Raw genomic sequence first — 19,180 nt, 5'->3', positions numbered from 1 at the left:
CATGAATCAATGGCTGCCCATCATCGCCCCTGCTTGGATTGCAGGATCACTCATCGCTTTATTATCAGCGCCTTTGGGCTGTTTGGTACTGTGGCGGCGCATGGCGTTTTTTTCCGATACTTTGGCGCATGGCGCATTGTTGGGCGTGGCTTTGGCTGTTTGGCTACAGCTGCCGACAGACCTTGGCATCGGCATCATCAGTATTTTGGTGATCATCGCATTGACAATATTAAAAGACAAACGCTTGCCCAATGACGCCATCTTGGCGGTGCTGGCATCGACCTTGTTATGCCTAGGTCTATTGACACTCACGCAGCTGACGCAGCAACAGGCCAATGTTTTGGGCTTTTTGTTTGGTAGTCTGCTTGACATTGATTGGGCAGATTTGCCAAGATTGGCGGTGATGATTTTTGTTGGTCTGATCATATTGGCCAGCATCTGGCAGGCTCAAGTTAAGCTTGCCACTTCTGAGGCGCTTGCCCAAATCCAAGGCATCAATCCTCTACAGCAGCATGTGTTTTTTATGGGCCTGCTGGCCGGCTTTTGTGCAGTTGCGCTACAGGCAGTCGGCAGTCTATTGATCAGCGGCCTGTTGATTTTACCTGCATTGATCGCACGATTATTCGCCACCTCTCCAAAAGCCATGGTGCTGATGGCGATGCTGTTCGCCCAAGTCGCCGTCACTGTTGGCATTTGGGGCAGTGTGTGGCTGGATATCCAAACAGGTCTTGCCATCGTGCTGATGCTCTCGATCGGATTTTTTGGCACCTTTATCCTCAAAAAATTCCATCATGACTGATTTGATCACCCCACCAACCTGCTTGCGCATCGCACAACTGTCTGACTTTCACTTAACTGGACGCATCGGACACGCGCCTAGCTATCACAGATTTTTGAAGGTGCTCGATCTGGCCAAAGCTCACCAGCCTGATTTATGGCTGCTCACAGGCGATCTGGTCAATGACGGCAACAGCGAGGCTTATGATTGGCTGTTTGCACAGTTTTCAGACTTTGGCGCGCCATATTTTGCCATCGCAGGCAATCACGATGTCACCCATGAGATCGGCATTGGCCTGCCTTATGATCAGCGGCTGCACTTGCCGCTGACGCCAGATGCGCGCCTGTTAGACTGCCATCATCACAAGCTAGATACCGTGAGCTGGCAGCTATTGATGCTAAACTCTGCCATCAGTAGTCAGACCCATGGCGCTATCACGGCCTCGGCACTGACTTGGCTGGATCAGACGCTACAACAAGATACCTCGCCCGCCCTCATCGCGCTACATCATCATCCGCTGCCCGTTGGCTCAGCTTGGATCGATGCTTTGGCACTGTCAAATACCGATGACTTTTGGAAGATCATTGACAAACATCCTCATGTCCAAGCCATCGTTTGCGGCCATGTACATCAAGCATGGCAGCTACAACCAGCCATCAGCCACCCTGTTAAACTGCTCACCTGCCCATCGACCGATCGTCAATTTGCGCCGCGGATACAGACATTCGCCATCGATGACATCGCAGCAGGCTTTCGCATGATACAGATTGATAACACAGGGGCACTATCAAGTTACATAAAAAGACTGCAAAATACCTGCTAATTTTGGCTTTCATCTATGCTGTGCATGAGATGGCCAAACGAAGAGATGCGCTAATCGACCCTAAAGCTGGCGTTTTTGACGCCATTGGTGGTTGATTTTCCTTTTTAGATTAATTTTCTTGTTAATTAATTCCAAATCGGCATTAGCCATTTGCACCTTTTTTTGATACAGTATTTGAGTTTTTGCCGCCAAGCGGCTTTTTGAAAGCTAAAAGCTTATTTGCTGAACGCTTGCCCACCCATAAGGATTACACGGGATGTCAGACGCAGCCACTTTTACCCCTTATCAGCCAACCAAAGATGAAGATTATATGTCTGATGCACAGTTGGCACATTTTCGCACCATCCTAAAAAACTGGCGCGAAGAATTGGTCACTGAAGCTGAGCGCACCAAGGCTTATATTCATGAAGAAACCAACACCATGCCAGACATCAATGATCGCGCCACGCAAGAAGAAGAGTTTGCGCTGGCACTGCGCACACGCGACCGCGAACGCAAATTGATCCGTAAAATTGAAAAGTCATTGGCCGAGATCGAGACTGGTGATTATGGTTTTTGTGAGACTTGCGGCACTGAGATCGGACTTCGTCGCCTAGAAGCACGACCAACTGCCACCCAGTGCATCGACTGCAAGACCTTGTCAGAAATCAAAGAAAAGCAAAACCACGGTCAATAACCCATCGCCCACCGATGACTGCCGCTTTGATTGGGCGCTTTGCTCCCTCTCCGACTCATCATCTACACTTAGGCTCGCTGACGACTGCCGTAGCGAGCTTTTGTCATATCAAGTCACTGGGTGGTCAGTGGCTGCTGCGCATTGAGGATGTCGATTTTGAGCGTTGCAAGTTTGAATATGCCGACAGCATTTTATATGATCTGGATGCGCTTGGACTGCACTGGGATGGTGAGGTGGTGTATCAGTCGGATCGAGCAGCGATTTATGAAGCATTTTTGCACGAGCGATTATCTCAGATCAGCTATGCTTGTCATTGCTCACGCAAACAACTTGATGCTCATCGACTATCCAACCCTGTACCGCACGGGCTAAATAGCCCTATCATCTATCCACGCCTGTGTCTGCACAAGCACCACGATTGGCAACACCCTGACAGCAAAATCCGCCTACAGCTACCCGATGTGATGACCGCGTTTGTCGATGGCATTCAAGGGGTGATTTGGGATAATCCTGCCAAAAGTCTCGGTGATGTCGTGGTTAAGCGCCAAAATCAGATGTTCAATTATATCCTAGCCTGTGCCATCGATGATGGGTTACAAGGCATCACCCACATCATGCGTGGGATTGATATCATGCCGATGACGGTGGCGCAGATTGATATTTTAAAGCTGTGTCAGCTGCCTGTGCCGAGTTATTTTTATCATCTACCACTGCTTTATGGCGACAATGGTCAAAAGCTCTCCAAACAAAATCTGGCCACACCGATTGACACCACGCAGCCAGCTGCCCTGCTGTATCAGGCACTGACGCTGCTAGGTCAAGACACCACGCCCGAGATGCTCTTTGCCACGCCAAGTGAGATTTTGGCGCATGCCATCAGTCATTGGGATCATACGCCGCTGATGCATCAGCATAAGCTGCCTAGTCATATACACTGATCAAAACATCTTGATGGCTACTCAGACGCTTTTTGTGTCGCCGCCCTGTCCTCATAGGCATTTAATCCAGATAAATAAAAAGACCTCAGGTCATCCCCGAGGTCTTTTTAGTCTCATAAAGCCAAGATTTGGTCTTATGAATTAGCTGTATCATCAGATGCTCTGATTAGAAAGTCAGGTGTGCACCCAGACCGATCATGGTCGCATCTTTAGATAGGTAGTTGTAGCTGGCTTCTACGCCCACATTTGAGGTTGGCTTATAGCCGATACCTACACCACCTGCTAGGCTAGTCTTGTCGCTGTTGACATTATATGGAATTGCATCGCGGCTATTCACATCCACTTCAGTCTTAGCCACACCCAATTTGCCTTTGGCATAAAATGGGGTGTTGATGAAGTTGTAGTTATAAGTGCCATAGACACCATAAGACTTCACATCACCTTCTACTGGACGGTTGCCGACATTAAAATCTTTGCTGTCAGAACCGATAAACTCAGCTTCTACACCGAAGTTTTGATCGAAGTTATAGCCGCCATACACGCCATAAGCGGTGTTGTTGCCATCGATTTGGTCAGCATCGATTTGACCAACTTTTACGCCCACATAAGGCTGTGCTGCTGCTGTGCTGCCGTAGCTGATCGCAGCATTGGCGCTCAAAACCATCAATGAAGATGCTGAAAGTGCTAGTAGAGTTTTTGATAGAGTTTTCATCGTTTTTCTCCTTTTGGTTGACTTTATCAGACTTTGGATGAGTTATCCGCCGTCTTAAACGATGGGTTCATAGTAACAAAATATTTCGGTTTGACTGTGCGTGTTTTATAGGTGCTGTGTAAAGTTTTGCAAAAAATCCACCCATGGCAGTAAAAGAATCCGTTATTTTGCAATAAATTGTTGCAATTGTCTCTAAAGACGTGCATTTTTTCGCCATTATTACCCGATTTCACCACTGATTTTGGATAAAATTGTCTTAGATGGCGAATTTTTATTGATAATTTGGTCACTGCCACCGCAAAAGTCATCATCTGGGCAAAATTTTTTTGGATTTTTATCATAGTCCTGATAAAAATCCGCCATCATCGCTAAATATCAATGATAATTGGCCGAATTGTTGCTTGGCGAATGATTTTTGGCCAAAATTAAGTGCCTGTGTTACAATCAATTTTGGCGGATCATTGGCGACAAAGCTGTCAATGACTGATATGGCATCTGTTTTTTTAGGATTACTATGAATACTACCCAAAAAAAGAATACCACTCAAAAAACGCTGGTCATTTTTGATCTAGATGGAACACTCATCGACAGCGCGCCCGATCTGGCCGCTGCCATCAATCGGATGTATGCCAAGCTGTCATTGCCTGACATGCCCATCGAGACCATCAAAAGCTGGGTGGGCAATGGCTCGCTTAAGCTGGTTGAGCGCGCACTGGCAGCCCATGGAATCGAGGCCAACAAGCTTGATGAGGCGCATGAGATATTTTTGGGAGAGTATGCTGCTTGTAGCACCGATGCGACAGTGGCTTATGATGGCGTATCCTTGGGCATCGAGCGGCTACAGGCTGCAGGATTTCAGCTTGCGATCTGTACCAATAAGCCTGCGCGCTATCTGCCTGAGATCTTGGCGCATTTTGGTTGGCAGACAGCGTTCGATGTGGTGCTTGGTGGCGACGCTCTGGCGCTAAAAAAGCCCGATCCAGCGCCATTATTACACATCTGTGAAAAGCTGGGTGTGGCACCAGAGGCTGCCATCATGGTCGGCGATTCAAAAAATGACATCCTAGCAGGTCAAGCAGCAGGCATGATGACGCTGGCTCTGCGCTATGGCTATAATTATGGTGAGCCGATCGATCAGATGCGTCCTGATGCAGCCTTTGATGACTTTGATGCGCTGACAGATTATCTGCTGATGATGGCACCAATCAAAGCATAGCGAGCAGCCAAAGCATCACCCGTCCTAGGATATCAGGCGGATCATCAGGCTTTTGGTGACTTTGGCGATGGGTTTTTGATGGGCATCGCTGATGACAATTTCATAGCTGCGCATCACGGTGCCTTGTTTGGCCTCATGGATAATATCCATCACCTCAGTGGTGTCGATGCGCATGCGTGCGGTAACAGTGCTGTGCGTCTCTGCCAAAAATTCAATTTGCAGCGAATGATCACTGACCTGATAAGTACGACCTAAGCGATGGCTTAAGATCAGTTTTAAAAATGGCTCGGTCATCATCAGCATACTGCCTGTAAACTGCGCACCGTCCAAAGATTTATTTAGGCGAGTCAATGGCATGCTCACGACACACAGCCCGTTATCCAGATCCATCGTCTGCACTCGAATGCCCGCGCCAACAAACGGCGCAAAAGCATTCAATCGACCTTTGAGTAGGTGCGGCAACAGCTGCAGATAGGTGGTCTTTTTGCCTTGCTTGATCAACTTATCCAGCTTTGACTTGGTACGGGTGAACACGATCGCACTCCAATGCTAACGATACTGCCTAAAACGACTTGAAAAATGCCTCATTTTGCCACAGATACACAGCAAAAGAAAGATAAATTAAAAGACAGCCAAAGACACCGCCATGACTCACGAATCACAGCTTCACCCAAACGAATCCACCGCCGACAAAAAACAGCGCCTAAAAGCACTGGTGCAGGCACTGCCCAATCTGCCCGGCGTCTATAAAATGCTAAATAAATCAGGTGAGATATTGTATGTCGGTAAAGCCAAATCACTCAAAAACCGCGTGAACAGCTACTTTGCCAAAACCATCGAGCATCCAAAAACCCAAGCTTTGGTGCAGCGCATCGATGACATCGAGATCATCATCACCCGTAGCGAAACCGAGGCGCTGCTGTTAGAACAAAACCTCATCAAAAACCACAGACCGCCTTATAATATCATCCTAAGAGATGACAAATCGTATCTGTACATCTATGTCAGCACCGATAAATTTCCGCGCCTAGGCATCGGACGCGGTAAGGGCAATCATGTACAAGGCAGATTCTTCGGCCCTTATCCATCGGCACACAGCGCCAAAGAATCGCTGCTACTGATGCAAAAGCTATTCATGCTTCGAAGCTGCACCAACAGCTTTTTTAAGCTGCGTAAGCGCCCGTGTCTGGAATATCAGATCAAGCGCTGCAAGGCGCCGTGTGTCGGGATGGTCTCTTATGATGAATATGCTGCCGATGTCGAGGCGGCGCTGGCGTTTTTGCAAGGCAATTCCAATGCGGTGCAAAGCATCTTGATCGAAAAGATGGAATCAGCCGCCGAACAGCTCAACTTCGAACAAGCGGTATTTTATCGTGATAGACTGACCATGATCAGTGATCTGCAAGCAAGGCAGGCGGTGTTTCGCTTATCGGGTGAGGCGGATGTATTCGCCATCAGTGAGCGCTCTGGTGTGGTGGTGGTGCATGTCTTGACGGTGCGTGGCGGTCAGGTGTTAGGCGGCAAAAACTATTTTCCCGATGACATCGCGCCTGATGCCAAAGACACATCCGAGCGACTCAGCGAGTTTTTGTTGTCGTTTTATTTTCAGGTCGGTGATGATCTGCCCAGTGAGATCATCACCTCCGTGGCACTGTCAGACAGTGAGGCCTTGGCAACTGTGTTGTCAGAACGCTTCGATAAGCGCACCACCATCAAGCACCGCGTCATCAAGCACCGCGATGACTGGCTGTCGATCGCCAGTCTCAATGCCAATAATGCCCTATCCACCAAGCTAAAAGACAAAAAAGAGCTGCAGGCGCGCTTTGGTCATCTACAAGCGGTACTCACTCCCATCACCAGTGACACCATCGATCGCATCGAGTGCTTTGACATCAGTCATACGATGGGCGAGGCCGCCATCGGCTCGTGCGTGGTGTTCGACCAAGGCGGCATGCGTAAGCGCGACTATCGCCAATATGCCATCCATGACATCACAGCAGGTGATGACTATGCCGCCATGCGCCAAGTGCTGATGCGCCGATATAGCAAGCATCCGCTGCCCGATCTTTTACTCATTGATGGCGGCAAAGGGCAGCTGAACATCGCCAAAGAGGTACTCGATGAGCTTGGTAAACTCAATGATACACTGCTCGTCAGTGTCGCCAAAGGTGAAGGACGCAAAGCAGGTCTGGAAGTGCTGCACTTCATCGATCATGAGCCGCTGGATCTGTCTGCCGATCATAAGGCGCTGCATCTGATCATGCAGATCCGTGATGAGGCACACCGCTTCGCCATCACCGCCCACCGAAAAAAACGCGATAAAAAACGCGCAAGCTCGGTGCTCGAAGTCATCCCTGGTCTTGGCCAGACGCGCCGCCGCAGTTTATTAAATCACTTCGGTGGTATGCAGCAGCTGCTGGGCGCATCCCAAGATGAGATCGCACAGGTCAAAGGTATCGGCAGCATGCTGGCAGCGACCATCTATAAGGCGCTGCACGACTAAAAAAACCGCCTTTATGATAAAGGCGGCTTGGACTGATTTGATGACAAGCAAATCAGTCAATCGGTGGCGTGTAGTTACCATTTGCGATATCATCTTTGATGCGTTCGGCTTCGGCGAGTACTTGAGCAAGCAGTGCTTGGACATTCTCTAGTGTCGCAACTGGGCTTAGTGTTGTCATCTTGAGCGACTGCACATCTTGGCGTGCATCAATCACACGAGTCACGCCGATATTTGCTTCACCACGAGCAAATAGCTCATCGGCGACATTTTGGTTCAAGCTATCAATAAACTCGGCAGGATAGCCTTGTGGCACGACACGGAATAGCACCGATGCAAATTGTGGCTCCACCAATAGTTCAAGCCCATCAGTCGCCTTGATATACTCAGCCACTTGGCGAGTCAGCTTCACCCCATGGTCAATCATCGAGCCATACAACTCTTCGCCCAATGCTTCAATGGTCATCCACAGCTTCAACGCATCAAAACGGCGTGTGGTCTGTAATGACTTAGAAACAAGATTTGGTACGCCATGCTCCTCATCATAAGCAGAGTTCAGATATTCTGCTTCATAGTGCATAAAGCGATAATTTTGCTCATCTTTTAGTAGGAATGCACCGCATGAGATGCTTTGGAAAAAGTGCTTATGAAAATCAAGCGTCACCGAATCGGATAACTCAATACCATCCAGCATATCCCGATACTCGTTAGACAACAACAACGCCCCGCCCCATGCCGCATCAATATGCATCCACGCGCCAAATTTATCAGTCAATGCACGCACCGCCTTTAGATCGTCAATCGCGCCTGCATCGGTCGTGCCTGCAGTTGCCACCACACAGGCGACGATTTTGCCATCATCTTGCAGTGCTTGCATGGTTTTTTCAAGCGCTGCGATATCAATTTGGGCATTATCATTGACTGGTACCGTCACCACCGATTGAAATCCCATACCCATCATTGCCATGTTTTTTTGGACGCTAAAATGGGCATTTTCTGAGCAAATGACTTTCACCTTTTGCATGGCATCGGCAGGGATGCCATCACGCTGTACAGACCATGCTTGTCCGTCGCTATTTTGGTAATTTTTGGCAATGCACCAATCGCGAGCCAGCAGCACACCCATCAAGTTCGACTGCGTACCACCTGAAGTAAAGACGCCAGCCGTACCGCTACCATAGCCGACTTTTTGGCGTAGCCAGTCAATCAGCTGCACTTCCATCAATGAACCTGCTGGGCTTTGATCCCATGAGTCCATCGATTGGTTGGTGGCATTGATGAGCACTTCGGCGATTTGGCTTGTCACCATCGTTGGGCAATGCAAGTGTGCCAATGAATGTGGATGATGTACCTTTAGGCTTTTATTCAAAAACAGCTCAACAAGTCGCTCAAGCGATGCATGCACGCCGAGGCCTTCTTTGGTTGGCTCAAAGGCGATTTCTGAGCGAAGTTGTTTGATACTGCCACCAGTGTACATTTTTTCATTTTTTAGCCACTGGGCGACGGCTTGGGTGGCTTGTGCCATCGCGGATTCATAATCGGCGATCGATTGGGCATCGTTGCACAGTAGGGCTTGTTTGTGTTGGTCAAAAGTTGGCATAGATTTATCCTAAACAATAAAAATTACTTTATTTTAGCATATTTCGCCTAATGCCTCATTATTTTTGGGTCAATTCATCAACCTTTTGCACCACTTCATAATCAATACCATCAATAAATTCAAAATACTTTTTGCTGCAAGCAATTTTGAACTGCTCTTTTTGTCTTAATTCGTTCAATAGCACCCCATCTTGCACAGACTTACTGTTTGTATTTTTAGTTTCGGCAATAAAATAAGCCTGCTCGCCCTCTTTTCTTACAATCACCGCCCAATCGGGATTGTAATTACCGATTGGTGTTGGGATTTTAAATTTTTTGGGCAATTTAAAATAAAACACCACTTGCTCATCATAATTTTCGCAATCGGTCGCAAATTGATGTTCAGTTTTTGAATCCAAATCTAGCACGCCATTATAAATGGTCTTTTGCATTTTATTGATATCAAAAGTGTATTCATTAGCAAAAATTTGATAAGTCTCAAATAAACTTTGTTCATACATATCATTCAATTGCTTATATTCAATACCCTCTACCATCAATGACTGCAACTGGTGGTTAATAATTTCTGAGACAACTTCAATAAAGCGTTGTGGGTTATTTTTTACTTCATCAATCCGCCCAGATTGTTTTAAAATCTCAACCAAAGTTTGACGAGTTAATCCCGTTTTATTTTGCAATGTCTTTAAAATATCAGGTATGGCAATTTTTTTATCCAAATACTGATAATCAGAATAAATTTCTTCTGCCTGTACGCCCGATTCACTATTTTGAATGAGTCTTGCTTTTTTGATTTCAATTTTTGGTTTGGCAATGACTGGCATTTTATTTAATGCTTGGCCTGCCAGTTTAATCAATTCATCACTATCAAATTCAACACAATATTTGGTTTTTTGGCGAATGCGTTGCCAAATTTGTAAAAATAATGGATCGGTAAACGCATCAAAACGATATGTAACCGTGCGTTCATTTCTACTATCTTTTACAAGTGATTTTTCAAATTTAACACCACAATCATCAACATATTCCTGCTGTAAACTGTTGGCAAATTGCTCATAGCTTTCATTGGGAATGACCGTTAAAATATTAACCTTTTCATCATAAATTCGCTCGCCTTTTTGATCCACAGGTAAACGAAGTCCTCGCCCTATTTCTTGGCGTTTTTTAATGGTAGATGTCGTTTCATTTAAAGTGCAAATCTGAAAAACATTGGGATTATCCCAGCCCTCTTTTAATGCCGAATGACTAAAAATAAATCGCACAGGCTCATCAAAAGACAATAACCGCTCTTTATCTTTCATGATCAATTCATAAGCATCATTATCATCTTTGGTTGTGCCGTTACTATTTTTTGCATTGCCTTTTTTGTCTTGGCTAAAATAACCATTATGTACGCCACTCGCTGATTGTTTGACTTCTAATTCATACAACTCTTCAAACCATTTATAAAATTTCCCCAATTCACCTTGTGCATTGGTGCGATAATTTTCCACTTTATCAATAAAAAATAGCGACAATACTTTAATGCCTAATGGATTTAATTGTTTTTCACGCTGTAAATGAACCTTAATTGTCTCATGGATTTGCTGTTTCATGATATCATCTTTTAGATGATCTAAATTGACGCCAGAGGTAATTTGTACGCCATTAGAAAACTTAATCGTTTGGTTTTCCAAATCAATACCATCAACAATAAATCCTTGATAATTAGGATTTTGTTTTGATTTTTCATATAAATCATCGCCTGTTTTTACTTTAATAGGCTTTCTTTTTAATTCTTTATTTTCATTTATATCAATGATAATTTTTGCTTTTAATCCACCTTTATTAACGACTTCTTTTAATTCAATAAAAGCATTATTTTTATCCTCAGATGCCACAGAATTGACGACAATTTGTTTTACCAAATTCTTCTCAAATGCCTGTACAGGATTTAGGCTATATACTTTATTGATAACTTCTTTGTGCGTTGCCGAATACCCAACCGTAAATAACGGATTTAAATTATCAATGGCATTTTTGCGTTTATCGCTACTGATATTTTGTGGCTCATCAATAATAACAATTGGATTGGTCGCACGGATTAATTCCATCAATACACCACTTTCTCGCTCTTGATTGATGATATTGCTTTCTTTTTCAAAAGATTGAATATTCATCACCAAAATTTCAATATGATTACTTGTGGCAAATTGTTTTAATAAGTTCAGTTTCTTACCATCATATTCATAATAATGATAAATAGGTGAATTAAATTCATCTTTAAAATAGCTTTTTGTGCTATTTAAAGTTTGCAATACGCCTTCACGAATGGCAACACTTGGCACAACAATGATAAATTTTCGCCAGCCATAGCGTTGATAAAGCTCAAAAATGGTATTTAAATAAACAAAAGTTTTGCCCGTACCCGTTTCCATTTCCACGCTGAAATACAAACTATCCAATTTATCAGATAAAGAAAGCTGATTTTGCGTTTGGATATTTTTTAGATTATCAAAAATATCATCTTTGGATAATGATAATTCATTGGCAATCACACGCACATTGTCTTTATCCGACAAGCTAAAATCATCTTGATGATGTGTGATTTCGCCTTGAAATAAATTCACAATACTATCAATCGCCTGTTTTTGATAATCTAAATGTTCATATTGGATTTGCATTACCCATTCCCCCAATAATCAAATACTTTCAAAATTTAGTCCAGCATCTTTAAATTGCAAAATCACATTGGATTTTTCACTGTCATTTAAAAATGCTTTGTCCAATACAACGGTTTTGGCAGGTTTTTTGGCGATCATGACATTAAACTTATCTTGGGATAATGAATTTAGCACAATGGCGTACGATTTATTTTCACAAGTTAGCCAATAAACGCCATTATCAAATTTAATATCCGCCGTTAATTTTAATCCCATTTTTAATAACAGTTCATAGACAATATCCATTTCATTTGCATTGTCTTTTAAGGGGTCAATATACATTTCTAATTGCTGGGCGATATCATTATCATCAATTTGCCACGCTTTAAAATTACTGTCCGTTAATTTAAAAACCTTAAATCCCACATCTAAATTCTTTTCAGGATTATCTGCTTTAATTTTTGCCCCTGCACGGCGAATGCGTTCTTTGGAAATGTCGCTAATGGTTTTAAATCCTGCTTTATAGGCTTCGCTTTTTTCATCAGTAAGTTCTGGCAGTTGCACCATTATAAACTGACGGTTGCCGTTATCTTCTGCGTTTAATTGCATGACAGCGTGGGCGGTGGTTGCCGAACCTGCAAAAAAGTCTAGGATAATGGAATTTTTGTTGGTTGATATTCCTAATAAATGAATAATCAATTTTGCAGTTTTTGGAAAACTAAAATAACTAATATTATCAAATAGTTCTTTTAGTTCAATTTTTCCATTTTGAGTACGTCCAAAACGAGTATCTACTAATAAATTTCTAGGTTTTGCCCCTAATTTTTCATAACTTTTAGTATAAACATAACCATTCTTAAATACCAATTCATTATATCTTTCTTTTACTAATTGTTCAGACCATCTCCAACGAGCAGTAGGATTATCTGGATTTGGCTGTTCAACTGTATATATTGTTCCATCAGGTGCTGTGATTGGATAGTCTAAACTTTTGATATACCCCAATGCTTTTTTATCCAATCTATCTAAAGCATATTTTCCAAACTCATCTTCATATTGATAGTTTGTTGTGGTTTCAGCTTTCAAATCATCAAACAATTCAAATTGATTGGCGTCTTTAGCATAAACCATTACATACTCATAATCCGATGAAAAGAATTTTGCATCATTTCCACCGCCATTTTTACTTTTCCAAATTAAACAATCAACAAAATTCTCTCCCCCAAAAATCTCATCACACAACAACTTTAATTGAGCCTGTTCATTATCATCAATACTAATAAAAATCACCCCATCATCAGAAAGTAAAGTATGAGCCAAATGCAAACGGGGTAACATCATATTGAGCCAATTAGAATGATAATGCCCATTGTCTTTGCTGTTCTTTTTAAAGGATTTTAATAATTCACCGTTGACATTTCTATCACCTATGGCGATTTCATAATCTTTTTTGCTTTGGCTAAAATCATCGTGATAAATAAAATCATTGCCCGTATTATAAGGTGGGTCAATGTATATCATTTTGATTTTGCCAGCATAGGATTTTTGTAATATTTTTAGGGCTTCTAAATTATCACTTTCAATAAAAATATTTTGTGTGGTATCAAAATCCACGCTTTCGGCATGACAAGGGGCTAATGTATTATTTGTGGGGCGTTGCAGAGCTTGATAGGCGGTTGATTTTCCCGCCCAATTTAAGCCGTAGCGTTCGTTTTGGGCGATATGTTCGCCAAGCAGGGTTTTGATTTTATCTAAGTCCAGCTGATGCTCGCTGAAAATTTCGGGCAAGATTTGACGAAGTTTGACTAATTTTTCACCAAAAAAGTCGATATTATGGGCAGTTTTTAAGCTGTTGGTTGGTTGGTTGGTTGGTTGGTTGGTTGGTTGGTTGGTTGGTTGGTTGGTTGGTTGGTTGGTTGGTTGGTTGGTTGGTTGGTTGGTTGGTTGGTTGGTTGGTTCATTTTGCGATTTTCCGTAAGCAAGTGTCAAGTAAATTTTTTTATTTTAACAAATTGTTTGATAAACATAAAGCCAGTTTTTGGCAAAAATAAAGACGCACCACTTGGCACGCCTTTATTTTTAAATTACAATTAACGCCTAGCCACGCACAGCTTTCACTGCTTCATCAACAGCTTTTGTGAAGCGTGTGATGACTTCCTTGCACTCATCAGCAGTGATGGTGATTGGGCAAAGTAAGCGCACTACCGTACCACCACGACCACCACGCTCAAGTAGCAGCTTATTATCAAAGCAAGCTTTTTGGATGGCTGCGGCAAGCTCGGCATCTGCAGGGTATGAACCCATGTGGTCAGCAGCTTTACGCTCATCGACGATTTCAATACCTGTCATCAGACCACGGCCACGCACATGGCCGATACATGGATACTGTTCTGCGACTTTTTTAAGTTCAGCGCGTAAAAATTCGCCTTGGATGCGAGAGTTCTCAGCTAGGTTGTTTTTGGTGATTTCTTCTAGAACATTATAACCTGCTGCCATCGCCAGCTGATTGCCACGGAATGTACCTGTATGACCTGCTGGTGCCCATGCGTCAAATTTCTTATTAATCGCAAGTACGCACAGTGGCAAGCCACCGCCAACCGCCTTACTCATCACCACCACATCAGGGGTAATGCCTGCGTGTTCAAAGGCGAACATCTTGCCAGAGCGAGCAAAGCCTGCTTGTACTTCATCTAGGATAAGTACGATGTCATGACGGGCAGTGACTTCACGGATTTTTTGTAGCCATTTGGCAGGTGCTGGGACGACACCGCCCTCACCTTGGATGGCCTCTAAGATGACCGCAGCAGGCTTGACCACGCCGCTTTCGACATCTTCGATGAAGTTCTCAAAATAATAAGTCAAGGCATCGACACCCGCTTCACCGCCCAGACCCAGTGGGCAACGGTATTCGTGCGGATATGGCATGAACTGCACGCCTGCCATCAGATTGCCAACTTTTTCTTTGGCAGATAGGTTGCCTGTCATCGCAAGCGAGCCATGTGTCATGCCATGATAGCCACCGCTAAAGGCGATGACATTGTCACGACCTGTGTAAGTCTTGGCAAGCTTAATCGCAGCCTCTGTGCCGTCGGCACCCGTTGGGCCACAAAATTGCAGAACGAAGTCTTGTGGGAAAAATGACAACAACTTTTCGGTAAACGCATCTTTGATCGGCGTTGTGATGTCAAGGGTGTGCAATGGCAACCCGCTTTCCAATACATCTTTGATGGCGTTAATCGTAGCAGGATGGTTATGCCCAAGAGCAAGTGTGCCTGCACCAGCTAAGCAGTCAAGGTACTCATTACCCTCGACATCGGTGATCCAGCAACCTTGTGCTTTAGCGATTGCCAATGGCAGCTTGCGTGGGTAACTGCGAACATTAGACTCCATCTCATTTTGGCGAGTTAGGTAGTATTCATTGGTCGCATCAGTGATTGGTTTTACAGGTGTTGCATTCATAAAACAGCCTTAACAAAGTTTAAGTCGTGGTTATCTTTTCCTATGACTTATGGGTGAAAATGACCAAGTCTAAGACTTGAGTGTATGCTTGTTTTCTATCACAAAAACAAACAAGCGCATGATACGCCTTTTTTTAAAAAATAAAAGCTTTTTTTGCCAAATTGCCAAACTTTTTTGTAACCAAGCATCGTTTTTACCCTTGCCATATTTACTTACGCTTTTTAGCGATTGACACAGATGATTTTATAGAAATTTGATGGCAATTTCGTTACAATAGCCAATTTATTTGACACGCCAGTACAATGACCATCACCGACCCACTTCGCAACACCAAAATCCCCACCACCGACCCACAAGCAGGGCTAAAGCTCACCGAGATTTTTTATTCGCTACAAGGTGAAGCATTGACATCGGGATTGCCGACGATTTTTATCCGACTGACAGGCTGTCCGCTCCGCTGTACTTATTGTGATACCACTTATTCATTTACAGGTGGTGAGCGTTTTAGCTTAGATGAGATTATTGATCATATCAGCCAATATCCGTGCAAGCGTGTCTGCGTGACTGGTGGTGAGCCTCTGGCACAGCCCAATGCCATCGCTTTGATGGATAGATTATTAAGCTTGGGTTATGAAATCTCGCTTGAGACCGCAGGGGCATTATCTGTCAAGGATGTCCCTACTGCCGTCTCAAAAGTGATGGATCTAAAGACGCCTTCATCCGGTGAGATGGATAAAAATTTGTGGAAGAATTTGGATTATCTCACTCATCACGACCAACTCAAAATCGTCATCGCTGACCGTGCGGACTATGATTGGGCGGTGGATAAACTGCATACTTATAAGCTTGATAAAAAAGTCGGTACAGTATGGTTCTCGCCGATGTTTGATGTCCACACCGCTCACAAGGGCGAAGTGCCAAACATGGCAACACAACTGGCCGAATGGATACTGGCTGATGGCTTGCCGGTGCGTTTTGGGCTTCAGCTACACAAAATCATCTGGGCAGATGCCAAAGGTAAATAATCAATCACTCACAAGGATGTCGTGATGCTAAAGCTTATCCTAATCGGTGTGGTCGCGGGGGCATTTTTTAGCTCAACCTTTGTACTCAATGAGCTGATGTCAAGCCAAGGCGGTCATTGGTTTTGGTCGGCATCATTACGCTATGTGTTCATGTGGCTATTGTTATCAGCGATGATCAGTATCAAAAGCGGCGTCGGTACGCTTGTCGGTCTGTGTCGTTTATTTGGCGAACATTATAAATTTTGGTGCATCGCAGGCGGTATTGGCTTTGGGTTATTTTATGCACCGCTATGCTTTGGTGCGGATCATGCACCCGGCTGGGTGATCGCAGCGACTTTTCAGTTTACGACAGTGGCAAGCCTGATCGTACTTGCACTCTTTGGCGAGACGATCAATAAAAAAGTGATCGCCACCAGCGTGCTGATCTTTGCCGGGGTGGTGCTGACCAATATCGGTGAAGGCTTACATGGCGGTACGACAGGTTCGCTGACGACTTTGCTACTGCTTGGTGCGTTACCTTGTTTGGTAGCGGGATTTTGTTTCCCGATTGGCAATCAACTGGTTTGGTATGCTACTCGCCCACCATCGACGCATCCTTTGTTATCCAAAGTACCGCATTTGACCAGCGAGCTGATGGCAAGTCCACTGCACAAGGTATGGCTACTGTCGGCAGGGTCGCTACCGTTTTGGTTGGTGCTTGGGCTCATCGTACAGCCGCTGATGCTGGGTGTATCACAAGCGTTCAACGCCCTATTGGTCGCCTTATTTGCTGGCGTCATCGCCACATCGCTATTTTTGTACGCTCGCTCAAAGGCAGCCAATGGCAGTCAAATCGCTGGGGTCGATGCCACTCAAGCCACCGAAGTGATTTTTTCGCTGATTGGCGGTGTGCTACTGCTTGGTACGCCGATCCCTTCGGTGATGAGCTGGATTGGTATTGCGATGGTGAGTATTGGTATTGTGTTATTTTGTCGGATGCAAAGTTAGATGAATTTACCGTTTAGCCCTGAACAAATGATCTATCTGTTGGATATGGTCGGCATCATCGCCTGTGCGATTGCTGGTACGACGCTTGCTCTGTATAAGCGATTTGATTTGTTTGGCTGTATCTTGGTGTCGATGGTCAATGCCATCGGTGGTGGCACACTCAGGGATGTGATGCTGGGTCGCCATCCACTGTTTTGGATGACGGATCTCAGCTATGTCGTCGTGATTACGCTGACATCGATTTTGGGGCAGATGTTTTTTTACCGTCATCAGAAGATTGATGGGATGTTAAAATTATTTGATGCTATCGGTTTGGCAGCGTTTAGCGTGATTGGTCTGACGGTGGCGTTATCGCTTGATGCACATCCAATCATTGCCATACTAATGGCGGTGATGACGAGTATCGCAGGCGGTATCATGCGTGATATGATCTGTAACGAAATCCCCCTAGTGCTCCAAAAAGAAATCTACATCTCAGCAAGTATCGCAGGCTCGGTGCTGTATCTGACACTACTGCACTTTGATGTCGCTGACTGGGTGCGTGAGACGGTGGCACTGATTAGCATCTTTGGCATACGGATGTTGGCGGTGAAGTTTGATTGGCATTTGCCGTCGATACAGTTGAGACGGTGAAATATCGCTAGCGATCAGTTGATACATTAATAAAAAAGCTTGCATGGTTATAACATCTATTCATTTGAATCAGCCATAAAATTCACTGATAATACAACGGATAAGTTAAACAGCGATAAAAGATTATACATCATGCCATTTTTGGTTAATGTCAGTCAGCAACTGACTCGTTTTACTGCACTGGTGATCATCGCCGCTGCAATCATTGCCATGATTGAGCCCGCTACTTTTTCTTGGGTAAAAGGCAATGCCCAAATGCTTGTCCTGGGGACAATCATGCTTGGCATGGGAATGACATTGGGCAAGCAAGATTATCAAATCTTAGCCAAGCGCCCTTTGGATATTATGGTTGGCACCATCGCGCAGTATACCATCATGCCACTACTTGCTATCGGTATCAGTAAAATGCTAAATCTATCGGATGGTTTAACATTAGGTTTGGTACTGGTCGGATGCTGCCCCGGTGGCGTATCCTCAAACATCATGAGTTATCTTGCCAAAGGTGATGTTGCATTTTCTGTCGGCATGACAACCGCTTCAACCATTTTGGCACCTGTCATGGCACCGCTATGGATGTTATACTTGGTCGGTGAAACTGTCGCTATGGGCGGTTGGGGTATGTTCAAATTTATGCTGATTGTCACCTTATTTCCTGTGCTAATCGGCTCATTTGCTAATATCACTCTACAAAACAAATCATGGTTCGTTGATGTAAGAAATATTATGCCAGGTGTGGCTGTGCTTGCTTTTGCCGCTATCGTAGGTGGTGTGGCAGCCGTACATGGTCATCGATTTTTTGAATCAGCCTTGGTCATGGTCGCTGCCATCGCACTGCATAATATCGGTGGCTATTTGCTGGGTTATTTTTCTGGTGCATTTATGGGAATGAATACCGCCAAAAAGCGTACGCTTGCCATCGAAGTGGGTGTACAAAATGCTGGGCTTGCTACAGGTCTGAGTGCAAAATTTTTCCCTGCCAATGCCGAATCTGCCGTTGCCACTGCAGTTGCTTGTGTTTGGCATTCCATTTCAGGCACTGTACTTGGCAATGCTTTTGCTTGGTGGGATAAAAAGCATTCCAAGACCAGCGTCAAGCTTTCTTCGCGCACTTCCTAATCTAGCAAAAAATGCGACCTGCATCCATCTTAATTGATTTAGCCAATGGCAGGTCGCCATCTTTAAAGTCGCTAACACA

At 44.4% G+C, this 19,180-nt stretch carries 16 protein-coding genes and 2 pseudogenes; 10 read left to right on the top strand and 8 right to left on the bottom strand.

The window, feature by feature from the left end; all coding sequences use genetic code 11:
- The first annotated feature begins 1 nt into the window (after window position 1).
- The 4 genes from AZ602_RS03810 to gluQRS all read left to right on the top strand — a co-directional run bounded on the left by AZ602_RS03810 (window position 2) and on the right by gluQRS (window position 3,215).
- Window positions 2-799, top strand: a complete 798-nt coding sequence (locus AZ602_RS03810) for a metal ABC transporter permease (RefSeq protein WP_078317826.1) — start codon at window positions 2-4, stop codon at window positions 797-799.
- On the top strand, window positions 792-1,601 hold the full coding sequence (locus AZ602_RS03805; RefSeq protein ID WP_103033782.1) for a metallophosphoesterase: 810 nt from the start codon (window positions 792-794) through the stop codon (window positions 1,599-1,601). Before AZ602_RS03810 ends, AZ602_RS03805 begins: the two co-directional genes overlap by 8 nt.
- Window positions 1,602-1,857: 256 nt before the next feature.
- On the top strand, window positions 1,858-2,277 hold the full coding sequence (dksA, locus tag AZ602_RS03800; protein ID WP_078317824.1) for an RNA polymerase-binding protein DksA: 420 nt from the start codon (window positions 1,858-1,860) through the stop codon (window positions 2,275-2,277).
- A gap of 14 nt (window positions 2,278-2,291) precedes the next feature.
- Window positions 2,292-3,215 carry a tRNA glutamyl-Q(34) synthetase GluQRS gene (gluQRS, locus tag AZ602_RS03795; protein WP_103033781.1) on the top strand — a complete coding sequence of 308 codons (924 nt, stop codon included), beginning with the start codon at window positions 2,292-2,294 and terminating at the stop codon, window positions 3,213-3,215.
- A gap of 166 nt (window positions 3,216-3,381) precedes the next feature.
- Here the strand turns inward: gluQRS and AZ602_RS03790 are convergent, their stop codons facing one another.
- Entirely contained in the window at window positions 3,382-3,927 is a 546-nt protein-coding gene (locus AZ602_RS03790) for a porin family protein (protein ID WP_103033780.1), read from the bottom strand.
- A gap of 514 nt (window positions 3,928-4,441) precedes the next feature.
- On the opposite strand from AZ602_RS03790, the gene AZ602_RS03785 reads away from it, so the two are divergent.
- Window positions 4,442-5,143 carry a phosphoglycolate phosphatase gene (locus AZ602_RS03785; protein ID WP_103033779.1) on the top strand — a complete coding sequence of 234 codons (702 nt, stop codon included), beginning with the start codon at window positions 4,442-4,444 and terminating at the stop codon, window positions 5,141-5,143.
- 24 nt (window positions 5,144-5,167) lie between these two features.
- Here AZ602_RS03785 and AZ602_RS03780 read toward each other — a convergent pair whose 3' ends face one another.
- Window positions 5,168-5,677, bottom strand: coding sequence for a DUF4442 domain-containing protein (locus tag AZ602_RS03780; protein WP_158245114.1), 510 nt, complete (start codon window positions 5,675-5,677; stop codon window positions 5,168-5,170).
- Window positions 5,678-5,789: 112 nt separating this feature from the next.
- On the opposite strand from AZ602_RS03780, the gene uvrC reads away from it, so the two are divergent.
- Window positions 5,790-7,646, top strand: coding sequence for an excinuclease ABC subunit UvrC (gene uvrC / locus AZ602_RS03775; protein ID WP_103033777.1), 1,857 nt, complete (start codon window positions 5,790-5,792; stop codon window positions 7,644-7,646).
- Window positions 7,647-7,698: 52 nt separating this feature from the next.
- On the opposite strand, the gene AZ602_RS03770 is transcribed toward uvrC, so the two are convergent.
- The 6 genes and pseudogenes from AZ602_RS03770 to AZ602_RS03755 all read right to left on the bottom strand — a co-directional run bounded on the left by AZ602_RS03770 (window position 7,699) and on the right by AZ602_RS03755 (window position 15,340).
- Window positions 7,699-9,243, bottom strand: a complete 1,545-nt coding sequence (locus AZ602_RS03770; protein WP_103033776.1) for an aspartate aminotransferase family protein — start codon at window positions 9,241-9,243, stop codon at window positions 7,699-7,701.
- A 58-nt stretch (window positions 9,244-9,301) separates the two neighbouring features.
- Entirely contained in the window at window positions 9,302-11,902 is a 2,601-nt protein-coding gene (locus AZ602_RS03765) for a DEAD/DEAH box helicase family protein (protein WP_103033775.1), read from the bottom strand.
- An 18-nt stretch (window positions 11,903-11,920) separates the two neighbouring features.
- Complete coding sequence (locus AZ602_RS03760; protein WP_369803862.1) at window positions 11,921-13,495, bottom strand: site-specific DNA-methyltransferase; 1,575 nt, start codon at window positions 13,493-13,495, stop codon at window positions 11,921-11,923.
- 217 nt (window positions 13,496-13,712) lie between these two features.
- Window positions 13,713-13,790, bottom strand: a pseudogene (locus AZ602_RS10390) (PT domain-containing protein); the annotation flags it as partial.
- A pseudogene (locus tag AZ602_RS10385) lies at window positions 13,780-13,842 on the bottom strand (PT domain-containing protein); the annotation flags it as partial. The pseudogenes AZ602_RS10385 and AZ602_RS10390, both read right to left, overlap by 11 nt.
- Before the next feature lie 136 nt (window positions 13,843-13,978).
- A complete protein-coding gene (locus tag AZ602_RS03755) occupies window positions 13,979-15,340 on the bottom strand; it encodes a diaminobutyrate--2-oxoglutarate transaminase (protein ID WP_103033773.1) in 1,362 nt (453 codons plus the stop codon).
- Window positions 15,341-15,642: 302 nt separating this feature from the next.
- On the opposite strand from AZ602_RS03755, the gene queE reads away from it, so the two are divergent.
- The 4 genes from queE (at window position 15,643) to AZ602_RS03735 (ending at window position 19,101) form a co-directional block, all read left to right on the top strand.
- Window positions 15,643-16,365, top strand: a complete 723-nt coding sequence (gene queE / locus AZ602_RS03750) for a 7-carboxy-7-deazaguanine synthase QueE (RefSeq protein ID WP_103033772.1) — start codon at window positions 15,643-15,645, stop codon at window positions 16,363-16,365.
- A 24-nt stretch (window positions 16,366-16,389) separates the two neighbouring features.
- Complete coding sequence (locus tag AZ602_RS03745) at window positions 16,390-17,352, top strand: multidrug resistance efflux transporter family protein (protein WP_103033771.1); 963 nt, start codon at window positions 16,390-16,392, stop codon at window positions 17,350-17,352.
- Entirely contained in the window at window positions 17,353-17,985 is a 633-nt protein-coding gene (locus tag AZ602_RS03740; RefSeq protein ID WP_103033770.1) for a trimeric intracellular cation channel family protein, read from the top strand.
- 132 nt (window positions 17,986-18,117) lie between these two features.
- Window positions 18,118-19,101: a bile acid:sodium symporter family protein gene (locus tag AZ602_RS03735; RefSeq protein WP_103033769.1), complete on the top strand. Its 984-nt coding sequence runs from the start codon at window positions 18,118-18,120 to the stop codon at window positions 19,099-19,101.
- Window positions 19,102-19,180: the final 79 nt, after the last annotated feature.

The sequence above is a fragment of the Moraxella sp. RCAD0137 genome (assembly GCF_002894025.1).
GTDB classification, from domain to species: domain Bacteria; phylum Pseudomonadota; class Gammaproteobacteria; order Pseudomonadales; family Moraxellaceae; genus Moraxella; species Moraxella porci.
The sequence above is the reverse complement of the archived record's forward strand: the minus strand, read 5'-3'. Positions and strand labels throughout refer to the sequence as shown.